This window comes from Vibrio algarum, from assembly GCF_028204155.1.
Classification (GTDB): domain Bacteria; phylum Pseudomonadota; class Gammaproteobacteria; order Enterobacterales; family Vibrionaceae; genus Vibrio; species Vibrio algarum.
Map to the genome: position 1 here is coordinate 523,685 of NZ_JAQLOI010000001.1, position 22,380 is coordinate 546,064.

At 38.8% G+C, this 22,380-nt stretch carries 23 protein-coding genes and 2 pseudogenes; 11 read left to right on the forward strand and 14 right to left on the reverse strand.

Annotated features, from left to right (window positions below; translation table 11 throughout):
• Positions 1-99 precede the first annotated feature (99 nt).
• Both PGX00_RS02675 and PGX00_RS02680 read left to right on the forward strand, forming a co-directional pair.
• Complete coding sequence (locus tag PGX00_RS02675) at positions 100-330, forward strand: YecH family metal-binding protein (protein WP_272132607.1); 231 nt, start codon at positions 100-102, stop codon at positions 328-330.
• A gap of 77 nt (positions 331-407) precedes the next feature.
• A complete protein-coding gene (locus PGX00_RS02680; RefSeq protein WP_272132608.1) occupies positions 408-992 on the forward strand; it encodes a YhgN family NAAT transporter in 585 nt (194 codons plus the stop codon).
• A gap of 29 nt (positions 993-1,021) precedes the next feature.
• Here the strand turns inward: PGX00_RS02680 and PGX00_RS02685 are convergent, their stop codons facing one another.
• Positions 1,022-1,288 (reverse strand): DUF1145 domain-containing protein, encoded by a 267-nt coding sequence (locus PGX00_RS02685; protein WP_272132609.1) that lies wholly within the window; start codon positions 1,286-1,288, stop codon positions 1,022-1,024.
• Entirely contained in the window at positions 1,285-1,884 is a 600-nt protein-coding gene (gene rsmD / locus PGX00_RS02690; protein ID WP_272132611.1) for a 16S rRNA (guanine(966)-N(2))-methyltransferase RsmD, read from the reverse strand. The genes PGX00_RS02685 and rsmD overlap by 4 nt, the downstream gene beginning before the upstream one ends.
• 163 nt (positions 1,885-2,047) lie before the next feature.
• Here rsmD and ftsY point away from each other — a divergent pair, with 163 nt between their 5' ends.
• The 6 genes from ftsY to glpG all read left to right on the forward strand — a co-directional run bounded on the left by ftsY (position 2,048) and on the right by glpG (position 7,773).
• Positions 2,048-3,406 carry a signal recognition particle-docking protein FtsY gene (gene ftsY / locus PGX00_RS02695; RefSeq protein ID WP_272132612.1) on the forward strand — a complete coding sequence of 453 codons (1,359 nt, stop codon included), beginning with the start codon at positions 2,048-2,050 and terminating at the stop codon, positions 3,404-3,406.
• Between the two features lie 68 nt (positions 3,407-3,474).
• Entirely contained in the window at positions 3,475-4,149 is a 675-nt protein-coding gene (ftsE, locus tag PGX00_RS02700; protein ID WP_272132614.1) for a cell division ATP-binding protein FtsE, read from the forward strand.
• Entirely contained in the window at positions 4,139-5,083 is a 945-nt protein-coding gene (ftsX, locus tag PGX00_RS02705) for a permease-like cell division protein FtsX (RefSeq protein ID WP_272132617.1), read from the forward strand. Before ftsE ends, ftsX begins: the two co-directional genes overlap by 11 nt.
• A 186-nt stretch (positions 5,084-5,269) precedes the next feature.
• On the forward strand, positions 5,270-6,124 hold the full coding sequence (gene rpoH, locus PGX00_RS02710; RefSeq protein ID WP_272132619.1) for an RNA polymerase sigma factor RpoH: 855 nt from the start codon (positions 5,270-5,272) through the stop codon (positions 6,122-6,124).
• 488 nt (positions 6,125-6,612) lie between these two features.
• Positions 6,613-6,933 carry a thiosulfate sulfurtransferase GlpE gene (gene glpE / locus PGX00_RS02715; RefSeq protein ID WP_272132621.1) on the forward strand — a complete coding sequence of 107 codons (321 nt, stop codon included), beginning with the start codon at positions 6,613-6,615 and terminating at the stop codon, positions 6,931-6,933.
• Positions 6,934-7,773, forward strand: coding sequence for a rhomboid family intramembrane serine protease GlpG (gene glpG / locus PGX00_RS02720; RefSeq protein ID WP_272132622.1), 840 nt, complete (start codon positions 6,934-6,936; stop codon positions 7,771-7,773).
• 48 nt (positions 7,774-7,821) lie between these two features.
• On the opposite strand, the gene PGX00_RS02725 is transcribed toward glpG, so the two are convergent.
• Positions 7,822-8,238, reverse strand: coding sequence for a flagellar basal body-associated protein FliL (locus tag PGX00_RS02725; protein ID WP_272132624.1), 417 nt, complete (start codon positions 8,236-8,238; stop codon positions 7,822-7,824).
• A 148-nt stretch (positions 8,239-8,386) separates the two neighbouring features.
• Between PGX00_RS02725 and PGX00_RS02730 the strand changes: the two genes are divergently transcribed.
• Together PGX00_RS02730 and ubiA are read left to right on the forward strand one after the other, a co-directional pair.
• Positions 8,387-8,929: a chorismate lyase gene (locus tag PGX00_RS02730; protein WP_272132626.1), complete on the forward strand. Its 543-nt coding sequence runs from the start codon at positions 8,387-8,389 to the stop codon at positions 8,927-8,929.
• A complete protein-coding gene (ubiA, locus tag PGX00_RS02735) occupies positions 8,926-9,780 on the forward strand; it encodes a 4-hydroxybenzoate octaprenyltransferase (RefSeq protein WP_272132627.1) in 855 nt (284 codons plus the stop codon). The genes PGX00_RS02730 and ubiA overlap by 4 nt, the downstream gene beginning before the upstream one ends.
• 114 nt (positions 9,781-9,894) lie before the next feature.
• Here ubiA and plsB read toward each other — a convergent pair.
• A pseudogene (plsB, locus tag PGX00_RS02740) lies at positions 9,895-12,317 on the reverse strand (glycerol-3-phosphate 1-O-acyltransferase PlsB).
• Positions 12,318-12,687: 370 nt separating this feature from the next.
• On the reverse strand, positions 12,688-13,548 hold the full coding sequence (locus PGX00_RS02745) for a hypothetical protein (RefSeq protein ID WP_272132629.1): 861 nt from the start codon (positions 13,546-13,548) through the stop codon (positions 12,688-12,690).
• A 187-nt stretch (positions 13,549-13,735) separates the two neighbouring features.
• On the opposite strand from PGX00_RS02745, the gene PGX00_RS02750 reads away from it, so the two are divergent.
• The gene (locus tag PGX00_RS02750) at positions 13,736-14,197 is read left to right on the forward strand and encodes an Lrp/AsnC family transcriptional regulator (protein ID WP_272132630.1); all 462 of its coding nucleotides are present in this window, start codon (positions 13,736-13,738) and stop codon (positions 14,195-14,197) included.
• Between the two features lie 324 nt (positions 14,198-14,521).
• On the opposite strand, the gene PGX00_RS02755 is transcribed toward PGX00_RS02750, so the two are convergent.
• From PGX00_RS02755 to PGX00_RS02795, 9 genes and pseudogenes are all read right to left on the reverse strand, one after another.
• Positions 14,522-15,199, reverse strand: coding sequence for a hypothetical protein (locus tag PGX00_RS02755; protein WP_272132631.1), 678 nt, complete (start codon positions 15,197-15,199; stop codon positions 14,522-14,524).
• A 231-nt stretch (positions 15,200-15,430) separates the two neighbouring features.
• A complete protein-coding gene (locus tag PGX00_RS22840; protein ID WP_407702369.1) occupies positions 15,431-15,583 on the reverse strand; it encodes an EAL domain-containing protein in 153 nt (50 codons plus the stop codon).
• Positions 15,584-15,601: 18 nt separating this feature from the next.
• Complete coding sequence (locus PGX00_RS02760; protein WP_272132633.1) at positions 15,602-15,937, reverse strand: hypothetical protein; 336 nt, start codon at positions 15,935-15,937, stop codon at positions 15,602-15,604.
• 68 nt (positions 15,938-16,005) lie between these two features.
• The gene (locus PGX00_RS02765; protein ID WP_272132635.1) at positions 16,006-16,272 is read right to left on the reverse strand and encodes a hypothetical protein; all 267 of its coding nucleotides are present in this window, start codon (positions 16,270-16,272) and stop codon (positions 16,006-16,008) included.
• A 156-nt stretch (positions 16,273-16,428) separates the two neighbouring features.
• Positions 16,429-18,036 (reverse strand): methyl-accepting chemotaxis protein, encoded by a 1,608-nt coding sequence (locus tag PGX00_RS02770; RefSeq protein WP_272132637.1) that lies wholly within the window; start codon positions 18,034-18,036, stop codon positions 16,429-16,431.
• 101 nt (positions 18,037-18,137) lie between these two features.
• Positions 18,138-19,327: pseudogene (locus tag PGX00_RS22845) on the reverse strand (EAL and HDOD domain-containing protein).
• A gap of 265 nt (positions 19,328-19,592) precedes the next feature.
• Positions 19,593-21,023: a putative bifunctional diguanylate cyclase/phosphodiesterase gene (locus PGX00_RS02785; RefSeq protein ID WP_272132640.1), complete on the reverse strand. Its 1,431-nt coding sequence runs from the start codon at positions 21,021-21,023 to the stop codon at positions 19,593-19,595.
• Positions 21,020-21,658 carry a PAS domain-containing protein gene (locus PGX00_RS02790; RefSeq protein ID WP_272132642.1) on the reverse strand — a complete coding sequence of 213 codons (639 nt, stop codon included), beginning with the start codon at positions 21,656-21,658 and terminating at the stop codon, positions 21,020-21,022. Before PGX00_RS02790 ends, PGX00_RS02785 begins: the two co-directional genes overlap by 4 nt.
• 73 nt (positions 21,659-21,731) lie before the next feature.
• On the reverse strand, positions 21,732-22,322 hold the full coding sequence (locus PGX00_RS02795) for a DUF2913 family protein (protein WP_272132644.1): 591 nt from the start codon (positions 22,320-22,322) through the stop codon (positions 21,732-21,734).
• Between the last annotated feature and the right edge of the window lie 58 nt (positions 22,323-22,380).

Below are 22,380 nucleotides of genomic sequence, written 5' to 3' on the forward strand. Positions count from 1 at the left end.
CTTACTCACTACTCACTACTCACTTATTAGTTATAAATTAATTAAGGTTTATACTTTATTTGCTGTATCCTCAATCCCTCTTTATATAGAAGGTCAAAAATGAATAACGTTCACGGTCACAAAATACTAGAAATCCTCTCTGAAAAGACACTTACTCGAGATGAAGTTAGAAAAGAACTAACCGAAGAGTTTGGTGAAAATGTTCAGTTTCATACTTGCCATAGTGAAGGTTTAAGCTTTGATGAGATTTTTGAATTTTTTATTTCTAAAGCGAAGATTACGGTCATTGATGGAAAATACAGTATTAATGCTGGAAATAAGTGTAAGTAACGCTTTTTTACAGTAAACCCATAGCCAAAATGATCTTTATAATTCTGCCATAAACACTGCGCGGAGAGTTAATAATAATGGATATACTGTCAGCAGCCACTATGCTGTTTTTGATTATGGATCCCCTAGGAAACTTGCCTATTTTCATATCCATTCTCAAGCATATAGAACCGAAAAGAAGACGCATCATTTTGGTTCGTGAGCTTTTTGTCGCGCTGGTTATTTTATTGGCCTTTCTGTTTGGTGGCCAAAATATACTTAACTTCTTACATATAGCACCTGAAACATTGAGTATTTCTGGTGGTATTATTCTCTTTATTATCGCAATCAGAATGATATTTCCGCAGCCAGGTGGCGTAACCGGCCTTGCTGCTGGCGAAGAGCCATATATTGTGCCAATGGCAATTCCTATGATTGCTGGCCCATCTGTAATGGCTTCACTGCTATTGTTATCTAGCCAAGAGCCTGACCGAATCTGGGATTGGGCTGCAGCCTTACTTATTGCTTGGTCTGCAAGTTTCTTTGTCCTCATGTTTAACAATTTTTTCCATAAATTGTTGGGTGAAAAGGGCTTGAAGGCAGTTGAAAGACTGATGGGTTTGTTGTTGGTTATGATATCGACTCAGATGTTCCTTGATGGTCTCAAAGATTTTATAGGTTAATAAAAAAGAGCGCTAAAGCGCTCTATTTTTTACATCATGTGTTTTCGTCTTATATCAAGCAAAGAAAAAATACCAAATATCAAAATTGACCATTTTTCCCACCCGCTAATTTTTATCTTATCGCCAAAAGCGCCAATAAATATCAACATTTGAACAGCATGCATCATGAACAAGAATCCTGTCATGATATAGAGTGCAATTGCTGCTTTTCCTGGGAATGGCATAAAAATATTGAATAGAAGGACAAACCAAACAAATGCAATAGAGGCTTTGGCTAAAAATATCAGGATCTTCATTCTGCGTTCCTTTCAAATAGTCGGTAACTTACTTGTCCTGCACTTTTCTCTCTGTGAAGAGTCCAATTTTCTGGTACGGCAGTCAGTGTGAGTTCTTTTTCGGTTTCGATATAAATCATAGCATTTTCTGCTAACCAGTTATTTTCTTCTAATAGTTTAATACTGCTTTCTAATAACCCCTGCCTAAAAGGGGGATCGATAAAAACGATGTCGAAAGGTGTTCCGTGCTTTTCAAGAAAGGCAAGACTGTCAGTATTTATTGCTTCAACAGCACTTGCATTTAATGCGCTGATATTTTGGGTTAATTGTTTATGAGCTTGAGAGTTAAGCTCTAGCATAACTACTTGGCTTGCTTGACGAGAAGCAGCCTCTAAGCCTAATCCACCAGAACCAGCAAATAAATCTAAACATTTTGCATGTGGTACATCTTGAGCAATCCAATTAAATAGCGTCTCTTTCACGCGATCTGTGGTCGGTCTTAATCCTTCAGCATTAAATACAGGTAGCTTTCTACCTCGCCAAAGACCAGAAATAATGCGTATTGAGCCTTCAGGCTGCTTTTTTTGTGAATTGTTTTTAGTTCGACTTCTTACCATAGATTTTTTGACCGCTAATAAAGTGTTACTATATCCAGTTACATAATGTCAAAGTGTACCAATCAAAACAGAAAGTTTTCAGTACTTTGTCATTTTTCTCTGCTTAAATAATTTTGCAGGGCAATTTATTTAGAATTAGTGGTTAGATCTAGGACTCCTCTCGATGACGGATAAGAAAAAACGCGGACTATTTTCATGGCTTGGTTTTGGCGAAGATGATGGGCAAGGCCAAGATGGAAAAAATGAGCAAGTAGAAGAACTTCAACAAGAGAATCAAGAAGCAGAGAATGTTGTTGAATCTGACTTAGCCAGCAATGAATACCAAGAAGATCTTCAAATTAACGAAGCATCTTTGACTAATGAAGATGCAGTAGATGATGAACTCAATACGAATGTGGATTCTGAAAGTGAAAAAGAAGCTTTTGTAGAAACACCTGTTACAAGGTTCGAAGATACAACAGAATCCATTTTGACAGCTGAGAATCTTGAGCAAATAGAAAATTCGACTGAATCGGTAGAAGCACAATTAAATTTAGACGAAGCGGATGATTCTGAAATAAAAGAAGAAAAAACAGTCATCGTGGAGCAAGAGAAACCGACAGAAGGTTTTTTTGCAAGGTTAAAACGTAGTTTAGCACGAACAAAACAGAACATTGGTGCAGGATTTTTTGGCTTATTTAAAGGAAAATCAATAGACGATGATCTATTTGAAGAATTGGAAGAGCAGCTTTTAATAGCCGATGTTGGGATGGATACGACCGTAAAAATCATTGACAGCTTAACTGAAAAGGCCTCACGTAGAGAGTTAAAAGATGGTGAAGCACTTTATGGTTTATTAAAAGAAGAGATGGCAGAAATACTGTCTCACGTAGAACAACCATTGGTTATCGACTCTCAACATACGCCATACGTTATATTGATGGTTGGTGTGAATGGTGTAGGTAAAACCACCACCATTGGTAAGTTAGCGAAACAATTTCAGGCTGATGGAAAAAAAGTCATGTTAGCAGCAGGAGATACATTCCGAGCTGCAGCTGTAGAACAGCTACAAGTGTGGGGTGAAAGAAACAATGTGCCCGTGATCGCGCAGCATACCGGAGCCGATAGTGCGTCTGTGATTTATGATGCTATAGAGGCGGCGAAAGCCCGTGGTGCCGATGTTGTCATTGCCGATACAGCAGGCCGATTACAAAACAAAGGCCACTTGATGGAAGAGTTACGTAAAATAGTGCGTGTGATGAAAAAAATTGATGATTCAGCGCCCCATGAAATTATGTTAACACTTGATGCTGGCACTGGCCAAAATGCGATTAGCCAAGCAAAACTGTTTAGTGATGTTGCACCTATAACAGGAATAACATTAACTAAACTCGACGGCACGGCGAAAGGGGGCGTTATTTTTGCTATTGCTGATCAGTTTAATATCCCTATTCGCTATATAGGTGTTGGGGAAAGCATTGATGATCTTCGCCCGTTTGAATCTGAAAACTTTATTGAAGCGCTATTTAGTCGCGAAGAATAAGTAATAGTTAAGCGCTTTAATGCGACAGCGCTTTGTCAAAATGAATGAAATAGTCAAAGGAAGAGTCGGTGATAAGATTTCAGCAAGTGAGTAAAGCTTACCGAGGTGGTCGCCAAGCATTACAAAAAGTCGATTTTCACCTTAGGCAGGGCGAAATGGCCTTTTTGGGAGGGCATTCTGGTGCAGGTAAAAGTACTTTACTTAAGCTGATTTGTGCTATGGAGCGACCTTCTGATGGCACTATTCACTTCAATGGGCATGATATTACTAAAATCTCGAATACCGATATTCCGTTATTAAGACGTAATATCGGTATTGTTTTTCAAGATCACCGCTTATTAATGGATCGTACTGTTTTTGATAATGTTGCCTTGCCAATGCGTATAGAGTCTGCGACAGAAAACGATATTAAGCGTAGAGTCTCCGCCGCCTTAGATAAAATAGGCCTATTAGACAAAGCTAAATGCTTACCTAGTCAACTGTCTGGTGGTGAGCAACAAAGAGTCGGTATTGCTAGGGCTGTTGTCAATAGACCTACATTAGTTTTAGCTGACGAGCCTACCGGTAATCTAGATCCTGAACTTTCTAATAGAACCATGATGTTACTTGAAGAGTTTAATCGAGCTGGAGTTTCTATTCTTGTAGCCACTCACGATGTTGGCCTTGTTAGTAGTCGCCCGCAATATCGCCAATTCGAATTGAATCAAGGTTTTCTAAGCGAGGTTGAAGGTTATGGCCAATAATACTCGTATTAAAAAGAAAGTTGATCGTGTTGGTTTCTTGGCGATGCATTTAAGGCAAGCCAAAAGCTCATTTATGAGCTTGTGGCTTAGGCCATTAGGGAATTTATTGACCTTAGCTGTCATTGCTATGGCTCTTTCTTTGCCCGCGACTGTGTACCTTGTGGGTAAAAATATTGCAAAGGTTGCTGAAGGAGTAGCTAGTCCATCGCAAGTGAATGCTTACATTCAAGAAGATATTGCTGAAGCGCGAATCATGGTGCTTAAAGATAAGATAGAAAATTGGGCAAATGTTGAGAGTGTGGAATATATTTCTTCTCAGCAAGGTCTCAATGATTTAAGCGAGTATTCTGGCTTTGAACAAGCGATTTCATTATTAAGCGATTATTCTTTGCCAGCTGTGTTGATCATACAGCCAACAGAACAAAACGATGCTGTTATTAAAGAGATTGCATTAGCGATAAGTAAAGAGCAGGGCATTACTGATGTCAGGCTGGATGAAGACTGGCTTGCTCGATTAGATGCGATGAAGAATCTGGCTACAGCAGTTGTTGTTACCCTAGCGGTCTTAATGATTGGTGCCGTTTTTCTAATTGTAGGCAATACACTGCGCTTTACGATATTAGCGCATAAAGAAGAAATTCAAGTGATGAAGCTAATTGGTGCTACCGATAGTTTTATATTACGGCCTTATCTTTATTCTGGTATGTGGTTTGGTTTTATTGGTGGCGTAAGTGCTTGGTTTTTGACCGCTATAATTACTGTTATACTTAATGGAGCTGTAGATAAGCTTTCTATTTTATACGACAATCAATTTCATTTAATCGGCTTAAATTGGGATGAGTCATTACTTTTGCTGATGCTAGGTGTTTTTTTAGGTTTCACAGCAGCAAATCTATCTACGCGTAAGCACTTGAAAGAGATTGAACCTGTATAACGGTTTCTTGTCTTAAGACAATGTGAAAATAGTTGTCAACAAACGTAAATACTCAAGAATGCCCTTGTATAGTGGCTATATCTATGGATAATTGTTTTCCCCTTATTGAAACTTTCTTTGATTAAGTTCAATATTGATGGGTTTAGAATAAAAATGTTGCTCAATGTAAAAAGAATGAGGACTTTAATGGCAAATCAAAAGTATTCAATGGCTTTAGTTACGCAAGATAGCTTAGACAGCTATATCCGCTCAGCAAACAGTTACCCTATGCTGACAGCTGAAGAAGAGCGTGATTTGGCTGAAAGACTACATTACAAAGGTGAAATAGATGCTGCGAAAGGTCTTATACTTTCACATCTTAGATTCGTCGTTCATGTTGCTCGTGGTTATTCTGGTTATGGTTTGCCGATGGCAGATTTAGTTCAGGAAGGCAATATTGGCCTAATGAAAGCAGTAAAACGCTTTAACCCAGAAGTAGGTGTTCGCCTTGTCTCTTTTGCCGTGCATTGGATTAAAGCCGAAATCCACGAATACGTATTGAGAAACTGGCGTATTGTTAAGATAGCGACAACAAAAGCGCAGCGTAAACTTTTCTTCAATTTGAGGAAAAATAAAAAGCGTTTAGGTTGGTTTAATAACGGTGAAGTTGAAACGGTTGCTCGCGAACTAGGAGTTGCTCCTTCTGAAGTGCGGGAAATGGAATCACGCCTTGCTGCTCAAGACGCTGCATTTGAATTACAAAACGACGATGATGACTCTGGTAGTTATTCTGCTCCAGTGCTTTATCTTGAAGATAAGCACTCTGACGTTGCGGATAATGTAGAAGCTGATAACTGGGAAACGCACACCAATTCACGCTTAACCCATGCGTTGTCAACGTTAGATGAAAGAAGCCAACATATTGTTCGCTCTCGTTGGTTAGACGATAAAAAATCAACATTGCAAGAGCTAGCAGAAACTTACAGTGTTTCAGCAGAAAGAATACGTCAGCTTGAAAAAAATGCGATGAAGAAACTAAAATTGGCGGTTGGTGAATTTTAACAAAAAGGCCAACGGATAATTTAAGTAACAAAAAAATTTGTAGAACCGAGATCTTAGAGATCTCGGTTTTTTTATGCCTGATCGAAACCGATCGATATGAGTGATCAAATCTACAATTTTCCTGTGCATAAGTCTGTGAGGAAAACTTTCATGAACTGTCAGGAAGTAGCGGATAGACTAGGATTATGAGGGAAAAAAGTTTGGGGATAGTTTCTTTGATACACACAGAAAAATAAGGATCACTACTACATGTAGTGGATCTTTTTATTAAGAGATACTTTATCAACGTAATTCACAGATTTATCCACAGATGGCTAAAACTTAATCATCGGTGGATAAAAATTAATAGCATTAAATTGTTCCCGTTGGGATAGTTTTAAATCAGGTCCCGAGGAAATCTTTATTATCGCTCAAGGATTGTTACTTGGGTGGAAATAACACTTGGTATACAATCTAGTGACAAAAATCACATAATGGAAGGTCGGTCAATGAGTAGTTTCAAGCAGATTAGTGCAGTTGGGGCAAAGGGTTTAATTAGTGATAGAAACGCCGTACTTGTTGATATTAGAGATGCTGGTTCTTTTTCTGTGTCACATGCAGAAACAGCCCGACATCTAACAAACGATACTATTGTTTCTTTAATGGAAGAGGTCGAATTTGATCACCCTATACTTGTTATGTGTTACCACGGAGTAAGCAGTCAAGGAGCCGCAGAATATTTAGTGAATCAAGGCTATGAAGAAGTTTACAGTGTTGACGGTGGATTTTCCGCATGGCACATGGCTGGCTTGCCGACTCAGAGAGGCTAAATGATTAAGCTTATTACTATCAATAATCCCAGAACGGCTCAGGCCTTTATTGACTATATGGCATCAAGAAAAATCGAATTAGATATGATGCCAGAGGGTGGGGGACAATTCGCTATTTGGTTGAAGAATGATGCAGATAAGCTAGAAGCTGAGTCGGAACTGTCTCACTTTCTAGCTGCGCCTAATGATGGTAAATATCAAGCAGCATCTTGGGATTTAGCGGATTCTAGAACACGAAAATTTAAATATCATACTCCAAGTATTTTAGGGATGGTAAAAGCAAAAGCAGGGCCTCTTACGCTTCTTATCATGTCTGTTTCTATTGGTTTATTTATTCTATTTCAAATAGGTTTTGGTGATTCTGTATTTTCTGTAACGCATTTCCCTGCGCAAGAAGGTCAACAGTGGCAGATCTGGCGTTGGGTGTCACATGCTCTTATACATTTCTCCGTCGCCCATATCGCTTTTAACCTTTTGTGGTGGTGGCAATTAGGTGGTGATATTGAAAAACGTCTTGGGTCTGTCAAACTACTACAAATTTTTATATTTTCGTCGGCACTTTCAGGTGCAGGTCAGTATTGGGTTGAAGGCGCAAACTTTGGTGGCCTATCAGGGGTTGTATATGCATTGATGGGGTACTCATGGTTACTAGGTGTCATTTCCCCACAAAAAGGTGTAAGCCTACCGAAACCTATTGTGATATTTATGCTTATTTGGTTGGTGTTAGGATTTATTCAACCCTACATGGCTATTGCAAATACAGCGCATTTAGTCGGTTTAGGTGCAGGGCTTTTACTTGCTTTAATTGATAGCCAAATGCCTAAAAAGTCACATGGCTAACATTCGGTTTGTCATGACATAGTCTTGGTGGAACAAGACTATGTGACATTATTGATAAAGGAATTTAGTGAACAGTAAATCTGCAATGAGAGTTCTGCCTGTTTCAGCAATTAACAGGTTATTTAGATTTTCTTTAAGTTGCCTTCTGAGCTCTTCTCTGCCAGCTAGGGTTTTTACTTGATCTTCAGTCTGTTCACCAATATAGGCAACGATAGTATCTCGAATTAGAGGTTCATGTCTTTCTAATTCAACAACATAAGAACTATCTGCCACCATTAAATCAACTCGAACTTGAAGATAAGCTAGTTTTTTCCCTTTGGTATATACGTTAGTGGTTAGATCTGGTGCCAGCGTATAATAGGCGAAAGTAGGCTTGGTGTTTTGTTCTTCGTCGTCAGCATATGAAATGGCTGAAAAAGTACTGATTAGAACGGAAACTATTAAAACAATATATTGTTTAAGCATATTTGTGCGATCTTTCTTTTTAATCGGATTATCGTGGCGTCGTAGTCTGCTACAATGTGGCACCTAGACAAGTTTGTATTCTTCGGCTTCTTTAGCCTTAACATCAAGTATAAACTGCTTATATTACTAGAACTAATTAATTATACCTATGACTGAGCTTATTTCGTCGTACATTACTGCGCTCAAAAACGTCCATTGGCAAGACATTGACAAGTTTGAACTATCTTCGAGTGTTTCTCTACACTGGTTGTTGGAAAAAGGCTCATTGTCACGACGTTTTGCAGAAAAATGTGAGAATTTAAGGGTTGAACTGCTTTTTAATGAAATCATTACACCAACCCAAGTCACTACTGAGGAAAAAGAACTTCTTAGTGATACACATTGCTTATTGAGAGAAGTCGTACTTTTAGGTGATGACAAAGAGTGGATTGTTGGTCGAACACTGATACCGGAAGCGTCGTTAAAGGAACAACCTCATAATCTATTGCAGCAAGGGAGTATTCCCTTGGGACTGACAGTATTTAGTGTAGAAGACGTCAGTCGAGATGCTTTGCAGTTAGGATGGGTTGAGCTTCCTAATCAACGCCTAATAGCTAGACGATCACGTTTATGGATGAATAAAAAACCTATGTTAGTTGCCGAACTTTTTCTTCCTGATTCACCGGTATATGTTGCGGAGACGGTTAGATGAGCGTAGCAAAAGCAAAAGCCTACTGGCAGTTAATGCGAATGGACAAACCTATTGGTTCCCTTTTGCTGCTTTGGCCAACCATCTGGGCTCTGTTGCTTGCCGCTGAAGGGTTTCCCCAGTTAGATGTGATAGTTGTCTTTGTGTTAGGCGTGGTCTTTATGCGCTCTGCGGGCTGCGTTATTAATGATTTTGCGGATAGAGATATTGATGGACATGTCAAACGTACAGAGCAGCGTCCACTACCTTCTGGAAAAGTGAAGCCATTTGAAGCCATTATATTATTTTTAGCGCTAGCGTTATCGTCTTTTCTTCTTGTTTTAACGATGAACTCCCTTACTGTGAAGTTGTCTTTTATTGGCATAGCATTGGCAATTATTTATCCATTTATGAAGCGCTTTACCCATCTTCCTCAGCTATTCCTCGGTTTAGCATTTAGTTGGGCAATCCCTATGGCTTGGGCTGCACAGGCGAATGAACTTAGCTCTCCCGTCTGGTTACTTTTTATTATTAATGCATTATGGACGGTAGCTTACGATACGCAGTATGCCATGATTGATAGAGATGATGATTTAAAAATTGGTGTTAAATCGACAGCGATTTTATTTGGTCGATTTGATAAAGCCATTATTGGTTTGTTACAGTTGCTAACGCTGTTTTTGTTTATCGTTTTAGGAAGTTGGTTAAATCTAGGTACCATTTTTTATTGGGGAATTTTAGTTTCCGCAGGTTTCTTTGTGTATCAACAGAATTTGATTAAACAGCGAAAAAGAGACGACTGTTTTAAGGCCTTTTTAAACAATAATAATGTTGGGCTAATTATGGCTTTGGCTATTTTTATCAGCTACTTATAATTGTTCGAATTGAAGAAAAAGGGTTCTGTTATACAGAACCTTTTTTTCGTTTCAAGCGTTTGAAAGTAGTAAGATTGATATTAGAAAATAACAATCTTACTTAGTTATTTGATATTACACTTCACTGTACAAATTTTCTTGTATCGTAAGTTTTACTTCTGTCGGCAATAATGCTGATAACATATCCGCCAAATGCTGAGTATTCTCTAGGTTACAATTGCCATCAGTATCAATGTATTGTTGTTCTTTCAATGTTGAAAACAAGCATGAAAACACACCTTTGTCGAAAAATTCGGGTGCATTGATACCATGTAATCTTCCGAGACGTTGTGCAACTTCTTGGCATTTACTCTCAAGTTCCGATTTCTCTAGCTCGGGGTTTGCTCCAAGAAGATTGATTGAAATTGCGTACCTTTGAAGCGTTTCTGCAATTGTACGAGCAAGTAGCATTAAAGACTGAATTCTAGCCTGATTAATAGATATATTACTCTCTGTTTTAGATATCAATTCTTGTCTAACGAGTTCGTCTATAATGTTATCAACAGTGTGATCTATTTCAGCTTGTTCGTAGTTTAAAAACAGTTCTTTTTTCAAAAATGGATAGAGTTGATGTACAACCGATCGAATGTATTCGACTGATATACTTTCATGGCGCACGACTAAGTGAGAAATGAGGGAAGGCAATGCGAATAGATGAATAATGTTATTTCGATAGTATGTCATTAAGATCGATTGGTTACGATCTAACGAAACGATATCTCCCATGGTATCGGTTTCTATTACAAATTTATCCAGAGAAATCGCGTGTGTAACTAATTGATCGGCTGTTTTATCTGGGATAGTCGATGTTTTGGAATAAGGAACATTCTTAAGCAACGATAAATAAGAATCAATCTGTGCGATCAATGTATCTTTGGCCAAGGCGCGTTGACGTGAAGCGAGTAGAGCGGTTGCACATAATGTTAATGCATTGGTTGCTGCAGCGTCGTTGATGTTAGTCATCATCTTAATGGCGAGCTTGTTGACAGTTGGCGTTAACCATTGAGGCCTAGGAGGATCAAATGGATTGATATCTTGTTTCCAATCTGGCACTTGTTCATTGAGAAATTGATTCAGTGGAATCGGTTCGCCAAAATTCACGTACCCTTGGCCGAAATTACGAAGTTTACGAATCGTTTTAATAACCTGGCCAGCATTTTCTTTTTCTTTCCGCTTTCCTCGTAATTCTTTGGCATACGTAGATACTTCCATTACGTGTTCATATCCAATATAAACAGGAACAAGAGTCACAGGACGACTCTGTTCTCTGAGCATGGTTTGAATCGTCATTGCAAGCATTCCTGTTTTTGCAGGGAGTAATCGGCCTGTTCGTGAGCGACCGCCTTCACTGAAGTATTCAACGGAATATCCTTTAGTGAATAGTTCGGAAAGGTATTCCCGAAATATGGTTGAATAGAGTTTATTCCCTTTGAAACTGCGGCGAATGAAGAATGCACCACCACGTCGGAAGATGTAGCCGGCCGGAAAAAGTTCAGGTTAATACCTGCTGCAATATGCGGTGGAACCATCCCTTCGTGATAGAGGACATAAGAAAGCAGCAGATAATCCATATGACTTCGATGACAAGGAACATAAACTATCTCGTGCCCATCTTGTGCTAATCGACGTACCGTAGACGCATTATTAATGTTAAGCCCTCTATAAAGCTTATTCCATAACCACCCAAGAACACGCTCTCCATTCTTAATTAATGAGTAGGAGAAGTTAGCGGCTATTTCATCAAGTATTGAGTGAGCTTCTTTACGTGCTTTTTCTAGACTAATGTTTTTACTGTTTGCTTCATTTTCGATTGCTTTTTGGATCACTTCTGAGTCGAGTAATCGCTTAAAAAGTTGCTCTCTGTTTGGAAGTTTGGGGCCTGTCGCTGCCAGTTTCTGGCGTGAAAAGTGAGTTCTAGCGACTCTTGCAAGTTTATGAGCGATCGATTCATCTGTGCCATGTACATCTGCCATATAACGAAGAGAGACGACAGGGCTAAACCTTATCTGGCAATCTCGACCTGAAATAATGAGAGCCATTGCTTTTTGAGGACCATTCATTGCACGTAAATAGGGCCTTAGGTCGGCTTCTTTACCGGGCTTTCTTCCCCATAAAACCGTCGCAGGTATAACTTGAACATCGAGTTCTGAATCTTCTTCATGTAGAGCTAATAAATCGCTAAATAGAGCGATTGATGCACTTGGGATGTGCTTATCACTTTTCAGTATAGAGGGTCTGGAACTAATATAGACATATCGACCTAGTTCTTTACCATTTATCTCTAGTGGTGAAAGAGGGTCTGGTAAGCCCATTTCTATCGCTTTCTTTCTTAATGTAAAAAGGTCTACATTGGACCGAAATGGAAGGGCATAAACGATAGGCTTATCTAAATCGATGTCTAAATCTTTAATTGGCTCAGTAGGAATAGCGGAACTCTTCACTAATAATGAGAGGGGTAGCTTTAAAAGTGAGCGTGGAATTATTCGTCCAGATGACATTGGGTTTATCGCCTCAAGAGTTATCAAAAATGCACTATCTTCAAAGGGGAAAGACGCTCAACAACTGTGTTGAAAAGCCAAGCTTAATAGCGATTCTTGATGAAGATAGTTTTGCGTCGCAAGAATAGCAGAAACTGGTCAAACCTTTTACGTCTAAATCAAATTGTTTTGCTATTTTTATCGAGAATGACTTACTCGTGGATAATAGTCATACATGATATTAAATATTCGACATAGATAAGGCGATATTCAAACGCCATATCACAGGATAAGTCAATCACTGCGTTGCACACAGTCTGCGTTTAAAAAATAGCAGGCTTTTAGTTTCGATAGTTGCTTATTGTCAGTTTATTCATTTTGGCTAAAGCACTTAGCGGGCTTGTTTATAAATTCGCCCCCAAATCGCGATGATACAAATAGCAAATAAAAGCCGCCCCCAAAGGATGGCATAAATGTCAGCACCGAGCAGTAGTATTAATAACGTATCTTCTATTATGCTGTGGCAAAGCCCAAGAAAGCCAATAACAAGAGCGGTATCTCTTTTACTTATATGCCCTTTTTTTACTTCATCTATTAATAATCCCGCACCGAATGAGAGTCCAAGAGTCATGCCTATAATCGTAATATTGGCGGCTTCTTTTCCTAGTGTTAATCCTTTTAATAAAGGCATCAATAACTTGTGCAGGAGTGCTTCAATTCCTAATAAGCGTAAAAGACGTAGTGTTATTATTAATGAAGCCAAAATGACAAAGATAGAAGCGAAAAGCTGAACTTGTTCGATTATCCACTGAAACCAACCAACAGTAGAATTTGTTGTTGGTACCCATACAAGGACAATAGGTTCTTGGTTCCAATGCATGTTTGAATAAATGACGTTTAATATCGCACCTAACAACAATGCTCCGCCGATTCTGACAAGTAATGTTGCTCGCCACGTTATCCCTAAAGACTTTGCTATAGCTCCTTCAACCGGAAGTGCATGAGCGATAAGTATCATGACCCCAAGTACTGATATGTCGGCAACGGAAACCGTGCTTGTCGCTGCTATTGAGTAAAACACAACCATGGCAGTATATATATTGGTGAGCAGAGCAACAGCCCATACAATCCCCATTTCTTGTGGTAGCCCAACTAAACTCATCGCGGGTGAAATGAGATAGGCGAGTAGTTCTGTGGCGCCAACGAGGTCGAGTAGTTTTACTATGATGATCGCAGGGATCATGACTTTCATTAAGACCAGGTAAACCCTGACAATGTCCCTAATCTGATTTGATATGTGGTTAGTGAACGATTTGTTCCACATGAAACACTTCCCTTTATTTCGCTTTTAATTAGTTTAAGGTGGATTTGAAAAATTATTGCTGTTATTTATATCTATAATTGTATTTTATTCTGATAATTATTAAATGAGGTTAATAATGTTTCTTGATCGTACGGACAAAGCGATATTGCGAGAATTACAGAATGATTGCTCTATTACTAATGTTGATCTGGCTGAGAGGGTAGCGCTATCGCCACCAGCATGTCTGAAGCGAGTACAGCGCCTAATGGTTGAAGGGGTAATTAGCCGAAAAGTTGCCATCTTGAACCCTGAAAAGTTAGGTAATCCGCTTCATATTGTTGTTGAAGTTTGTATGGAAAGGGATCGAAAGCAAATAAACCAGGCATTTATAAAACAAATACAGAATGTGCCAGAAGTAAAAGAGTGTTATCAAGTGACAGGTGAGGTGGATTTCGTTCTGATTATTGATGTTGCTGATCTGCGTGCTTATGAAATGCTTAAAGAGACAATTTTCTTTAGTAATGAGCATATTAAAACATTTAAAACGATGATTTCTATGAATCGAGCTAAGTATGAAACGCAAGTAATTATCGACTAAGAGTCGAAAAACGTAGATCATTTGTAGGCAGTGATTAATAGTGAAATTTTCGAGTGTGTAATATCAATGAGTTAGCAGTCGTTTTCCAGCCAAGAAATTGGTGGTATTACTGCTTTTTCCGGCTAAGAGCCGGAACTGGTTTGTGTTTTTCCGGTTAATACTGAAATTGACCGAAATAAAAATGCGCCTAAAAGTTGTGAATTTGTAGGGAAGGTGCTTAAAAGTGCATTTAAAATCCTTCAACTAAAGTAATGATAGCAGAGAAATTAGCTGGTGTTAATAAACCAAGCCTAATTGTTTAGACTTGGCTTTGTTGGGAAGGTGTTAGAGCAGGTGTGATGAAGATTTAGGAATGATGAATATTCCGTGCTTGAGAAGTGATGGATATGCGAAACTGATTTTCGAGTCATTCAACTTAGCGACAACGTCATCTATATCTAGGTCGCGGATTAGACACCAGCGATTGATTAAAATGTGACTCTCAAAAAAATCTCTAAGAGCGTTGTGGGAGATATAACGGTGTTGGCCTTCTCGTAGAGCTGTGTCCTGACCAAGAAGTTCTCGAAAGGCGAAATATTGCGCTTCGTTTAACCCACAAACTTTGCCTATTTTGACCTTTGAATACTCTTTTTGAATGGAGTTAATAAAAGCCACCTCAAGCTCTTCTAGCAATAAATCGCGGTCAAATAACAGACTCGTAATACAGAGTGAAGTGTTCTCTTCGATGGATTGCGGTATGTCTGATTTGACGATTACTTCGATAAGTATTCCCAAATCATACCTATCCTCAATATCAAACAGCGAAATCTTATCAATCAGACTTTCAATTGAGACCTTTTTTTCTGCATGTGATGTTGAAATTACAGAGGGTTCAGAGCTTAGCTTAGTTGTAAATCTGGATACCTCCTTTATATCGAACAACATGTAGTTGATAGTTTTCGGAGAGTTTATTGGACTAAGTACTTTTTGATGTGTCAGATAGACGATAGTGGTCCGAGACATATCCAGAATTCTTGATACATCCTCTAGCTTCAACTGTCGCCTAGCATCTGAAACATCCTGTAAGTGTTTTGTTCTCTGCTTTGCAACGGCATTCTTGCTTTCATGCGATAGAAGTAATGCTTAACATTCTTCAGTCTCTAGATAAACTTTTTGCTCTTCTGTTTCCATTCCCTCAGCGATAGTGTGTAAACCTAGCGTTTTAGACATAAAGATGATGGTTTTTACAATAGATTAGTCGCTTTTATCTGACTCTAAGTCATCAATAAACGTTTTATCTATCTTAAGTTGGCTAAGAGGTGGTTTTTTCAAGTATTTGAGCGAAGAGTAACCAGTACCAAAATCGTCAAGAGAGAAAAGGACTCCTATACTCCTAAGTTCGTTCAGTAGTTAACTCGATAGCAGCTACATCGCATAATAGTGCTTTGGAATAGGCTTTGCGTACTTGATATTGTTGTCAGTACTAAATACGGGATAGCGGTCGCTCCGTATAATTTCAACCTGATGATACTCAATCTCAGTACTATGACCTCCAAAGATGGGAGTGTTATCCTGCTTGATCCCGGCAGTCATGATCGCAATTGCTTTTGTGGCATCATGTGGTATATAAATCGCCCAGCGAATCGGCATAGCATAAGTTTGAGTTTCAAGACCGTTAATGAGATAAGTTGACCCAGTATAAATTTTTCGGCTTTCTCTGGTTTCGGTAAACGATTCTAAGATCTGCTCTAACTCCAGCAAATTGGGTAGCTTATTTAGGTCAAAGTTTGAACTTGTAACTAGTGGATTTCCATGTTAATTGACCAACCCTAAAGAAATGCTGGATATGTATCCATCGAATTATCTAAAACTGTATCGTGGATTGGTTGTTTTGGGAAACCATGTTGGGTAATAAGGTGAACGCCAAGCACTTCAAGTAGTGACTCCTGAGATTCCAAAAAAGCCCGAGCTGAGTTACTAAATAGTTCAACGTGTGTTTTTTTATTTAGTGTCGCTTCTTTGATTGATGTCCAGTTGTTGTAAGTAATGCCTATAAACAATACCAATGAGGTCACAAAGACAATAATAAATATCATCCAGATATTTTTCCCAAAAAATTTCTTTTTATCCATAAAGTATTGTTGCTCATATTTTGGTAAATAACGAATAAATTAACAATGTCTAATGTACCAGATATTGTAAGTGGTCACAGTTCAACCACAAGAAATCGCTCACTTGAATGGTTCACCATCTTAAGGTTTTACCAATACAGTTTCTCCAAGATTATATTGCTCAAGCTGAATCGCTAAAGAAGAGGACATCTTAGTTAATTCATCAACTTTGTCTTCTAAAAGCACAACACTATCTGCCGTTTTATAGGAATGCACGCTAATTGACGTTACGTTTTGATTCATCTCTTCTGCTACACTGGATTGCTCTTCTGCTGCCGTGGCGATTTGCATATTCATATCATTGACATCAGTAACGGATGTAGCAATTTCGGTAAACGCGTTTTCTGTGCTTTCGATTTTTTCGACAGAAATATGTACTTTTTCCAATCCTTTTTCTACTGCTTTTACTGCCTCAACACTACCGCCTTGTAGCTTCTCAATCATTGTGTTTATTTCTTCTGTAGATTGCTGTGTTCGAGAGGAGAGAACACGAACTTCATCCGCTACAACAGCAAAACCACGACCGTATTCTCCAGCTCTTGCCGCTTCTATCGCCGCATTTAGCGCCAATAGGTTCGTTTGCTCTGAAATGCCGCTGATAGACTCAGTGATATCTTTTATCTGGTGACATTCATTAGCCAGTAGGTTTATTGATTCTGAAATTGCAGAAAGACTTTCTGATAGTTCGAAAATGGCTTCTCGAGTGGATGACACCATTACTTTACCTGTTGTTGCGGCATTGTCTGCCGCCGCTGCTAACTCTGATGTCCTAGCCGTATTTTGGGCAATTTCAGAAACAGTTGCGCTCATTTCATTCATTGCGGTTGCGACCAACTCGGTTTCGGTGTGTTGGGTATCCATACTGCTTTTTGTTGTGTGACTCGTTTCAGACAGTACGCCTGTCGCGATTATCAAATCATGCGAGGACTCACTAAACCTTCCAATAATCGCTTTGAGTCGCCCTTGTAACATTTTTGCAGACATTACCGTTTCACCAATTTCATCTTCTTTGATGATTTCGATTTTTTCTGTCAAGTCACCTGCGGAAATACGTTTTAGAATGCGTGTTAACCTGTTGATTCGTTTGACTACGTCAAAATTAATCAAATATAACAGCACGCTAAATAAGAGCATGATCCATAAATTGGTCATCACTTGAAGAGGCTCTAAAGTAAAAAGTTGACCTTCATACATTTGCATTAAGACATAGGTTGCAAACGCTAACGCAACAATGGTGTTCACTTGAAAAGCAAGTGTCATTTTGGAATACAAACTTGGTTTGGGGATTTTTTTATGCTGATTGTTATTTAAGTCTTTGTACAAAGATTCTGCATCCGCAATCTGTTTTCTGGAAGGGCAGCTTCTAATGGATTGATAACCGACTTTCTTACCGTTTTCAAAGACCGGTGTGACGTAAGCATCAACCCAATAAAAGTCGCCATTCTTACATCGATTTTTTACAATGCCTTTCCAAGGCTTGTCCATCTTTACTGTAGACCACAAATCTTCAAACGCAGCTTTGGGCATATCTTTATGGCGAACGATGTTGTGATTGGAATTAATGAGCTCTTGCTCGGAATAACCACTAATTTCAATAAAATCACGGTTGCAATACTGAATAACCCCGTCCATATCTGTTATGGAAACAAGAGTGGCATTCTCTCCAAATTGTCTTTCTTTGTCTGTCATTATGGCCTGCCCTAAATATCATATTCCATGGAGTTATAGCTGAATCGAATGTAAGCAACCACCATGACTTGAGATTTGATTTGATTTGATTTGATTTTTATTTAATCTATGTTTGCCCATCTCATCGCTTGTTGGTAATAAGATGCGCTTATGTTTTCGTTTAAAGAAAGGTCATTACTAATACTATTTATCGCTTTCCAATCCCCGTCCTCATAAGCTAATGCGAGGGTTAATATTTTACCGAGCTTTCCTTGCCTTTCACTGAGAGCCAATTTCAACTCATCATTGATGGGAAGGTGAGAGGCTATATACTCTAAATCTTCATCAAATAGCGCACCCAATAATGAGAAAAGCCCGACAAGGAACGCTAGACTACTATTTGATTGCTCATGCCCGTATGTCAGTTCACAGAAATGAGCTCGTTGAAGTGATAACGAATACAGTGAATTTGGTTTCCCCTCGGATACAGATGCAATAGCAACGAGCGCAACAAATCGTCTAATGTTTGACTCACCCAGATAGGCTAATGCTTGAGAAAATGACTCGATAGGCACTTTCACGTTTGCGGTATTAACGAAACGCAATAGGTTGAAAGAGAGGGTTACATCTGAAGAAAATATTTGCTCTAAGTTTTTATAATTGACTTCTTTTTGAGCGATTTCTTTACAAAGCTCTAGGACAGCAACTTGAGAGGGGGTTATTTTTTTCGCTTAATCAATTCAGGTTTACTAAAAAAATATCCTTGAAAATACTCAAACCCCATATCCAAGGCTTGCTTGAATTCATCGTAAGTTTCTATTTTTTCGGCTAAAAACTTAATGTTTGTCTCTGCCATTTTCCTCATTAGTCGCTCTAACTTATCAAGCGGTAAAATTTGAATATCAAATTTAATAATATCGATATAAGGCAGAAATGGTTTCCATTCAGGCGAAGGGACAAAATCATCCAGTGCGAACCTATACCCCTCTTTCTTTAGCGCAATGACCGCACTTAGAAGGTCCATAGTTGGTTCGCAGTCTTCTAGAATTTCAATGATGACGTGCTCATTGGGGAGTACGGTAGGAAGTTTTTGTATTAGGCTATTATACGGAAAATTGATAAAACCTAACTTTCCGCCAAGAACAGATTGGTCATGTTCAAAAAACTGCTCGATAACTAGTTTGTGCGTCGCTTCTTCATCAGTGACCGAAGGGAATGCGTTTTTTTCGCTATTTCGAAAAAGAAGCTCGTACCCATACAATTTCTTGTTCCTATCCAAGATTGGTTGCCTAGCAACGTATGATAATCCCATGACTTTTAACTACCTACCTCTTATACGATTGTTTCTATGGGTCTTTTAGCAAACTTAGCTTATCTGCTTATTAGAATGCATTGATATAGTATAATATTAAACCTAACACATATAATATTATTATAACTTAATAAAGGGAATTTCCTGAAAATGTGATTGTTACCTTTAATATTGTGGATAACAGTGGCGAAAAGTTGACTTTAGTGAATGTGAAAATATAACCAAACGCTATATGTAGAGGGCTCATTTCAAGGATACCCATTATTTAACTCAGATTGCTATAGGCGTTATTATTAATTTGCCATATCGCCTCAGGCGTCCAAGTTTCAATCCAATGAGGCATTTCTTTCGCGGGCATAGGACGTGCAATAGCGTATCCCTGAGCCAATTCACACCCAAGTTGCAACAGCGCGGCGCCGTGTGCACTTGTCTCTACACCTTCAGCAATCACTTCACGCTTAAACGAATTTGCTAGGCCAATGATACTTTCTACCATTATTGAGTCGTTTACATTAACCAACATGTCTTGTACAAAGCTTTTATCTATTTTTATCTGGTTTGTAGGTAAATGTCTGAGGTACGTTAGTGAAGAATAACCCGTGCCAAAGTCGTCAAGTGAAAAGCTAACTTCACAACTTTCCATTAGTTTTGCCACGTGCTTTAAGTCACTTAATGCACTTGTTTCGAGGATTTCGAGTTGTAGTGACTGTGCATTCACGGACGAGTGCGACGATAGCAATGATGTTAAGCGCTTTGCAAAATTCTCGCTTTGTAGTTGAATGGCGTCGATGTTTACGCTCACAGGGATGTTAACTCCTAATACCTTCCATTGAGCTATTTGACCTAAGGCGGTATCAATAACCCACTCTCCGAGGTCAATACTGAACATGTGATTGTCAATCAATGGTAAAAAAGCATTCGGATACAACATACCGCGCTCAGGGTGCTGCCAACGGATCAAAGCCTCTACGCCAATAACGGCACCTGTTCTCATATTCACCTTAGGTTGATAATGAAGAACAAATTCGTTATTTTTTAAACCTTGCTCAATACGTTTTATATCTTTCATGCGAGAATCTCGCTCGGAATGTTGGGCGTCATTAAACAATTGGTAACGATTTCTCCCTAATCGTTTTGCTGTATACATTGCTTGGTCAGCGTGGCGAAGGAGTTTATCGGCATTAACATTGTCTTGAGGATATAAAGCCGCTCCGATACTTGCCGAAGTTTGTAATAGAGCATTTTCAACCCTAACCGGTTCAGAGGCTGCACCCAACAATCGCTCTAACGTCTTTTCACAATCGACTTGGTCTTTAAATCCCGTAATTACTGCAACAAATTCATCACCCCCAATGCGAGCTAAAGTATCTTCCTGACGAAGTACCTGTCTCATTCGGCTCGAAACTTCAATTAGTAATTCATCCCCAACCGTGTGCCCATAGGTGTCATTTTTGGATTTAAATCCGTCTAAATCAATATATGCAACGGCAAGAGATTGATTTAGATGTTGGCACCGTAGCATTGATTGAGCGAGAGAATCGACAAGATGCTTTCGGTTGGGCAACTTTGTCAACTCGTCAAAGTGAGCGATATATTCAAGTTGAACTTGATGCTCTTTTATCGTCGTAATGTCAGTAAATAAAGCTACGTAGTTTTCCACCTCATCAAAGCGATTATAGATCGAACTAATCGTCAATATTTCCGCATAAATTTCCCCATTTTTTCTCTTATTCCAGATCTCCCCCTCCAATGACCATCTGTTTTTAGGGCGTGCCACATGCCTTTATAAAACTCAGATGATTGGCGGCCTGACTTTAAGATGCGTGGATTATTTCCAATCGCTTCATCACGAGAAAACCCTGTAATTTCAGTGAATGCTGGGTTGACGTCAATGATGGTACCTTCCGTATCTGTTATCGTTATTCCTTCGCTAAGGTAGGCGTATACGTTGGAAGCCAACCTCTTTTCTCTATCAGACTTCTCTATTGTTTGGATTCTTTCAGGTACCCACCGCGATTGAATACAGAAAATTATAAGTAGCGCCGCTACAATATTAACTATTTTTGGAAGTAACCAAAGCGCAGGGTTAGATAACGTATTTGCAATAAAAATAGGGATAAACCCGTGCTCTGAAGTAAAATAGAGTCCGTAATAAATACTTTCAAATAAGGTTCTAATTGCATCTATGGTTAATATTGCAAACATGACTACCGTAAAACCACCAAATGCTTTCAGCTGCTTGTAGTTTTTCAAGTAAAAGGCAAAGATGATTAACCATAAAACTATTAAAATCCAGTATGAAGCGGGTCTCATTATTTCAAAAAATAGCATTTTCCCTCACAATTATCTGAAAAATAAAGGTTTTTATGTACAATTGAAGCTTTTATCTGAAGGTGAATTAGAATCATAACGAAATAAGCCCTACTACATGGTTTTTCTGATAGGTGTTTACCTTGATTAATTGCCAATTATGCGCTCGGCACTCTCTGACTGCTTCTTCCCAATTTACCTCAGGTAGCACGACCTCTATTTTAGAAATTAATTGTCCTTTTTCATTGAAAGCATTCACGAGATTCTGTTGATTAAGGTATAGCTTCTGCCTTAAAACTAACTCATTTACGTTCAATGGTTCTTCGGATACCGAACAAATTGAATCTAAAGCTTTTAGCAATTGAGTGAAGTTTGACAAGTCAGAAGAAGAACTATCATTGACGGGATGCCGTTCAGATAGGTTTTGGATTTCAATCAACTTCGCCTCAAAACCTAAGTCGTTTTTGCGTCCAAAATAAATGAGCCCACGAATATCGTTTTTAACAGATTTATATCCTGAACGCTTCATAGCGTGTTTGAGGTATTTCAACAAGATCTGGCTGCGCTTGTTTGGAGGGATGTACCGCTTGGAATAAGCAATTTCCATGTAAAGGTTGAGCATCGTATGACAAACCACATCGAAAAATAAGGCGTCTTGATCTGAATGAAGATTAGAATTTTTCATTAAATATTGAATGACCGTTGTGGTTATTTTAGCGCAATGATCGATTTTATTATCTGTA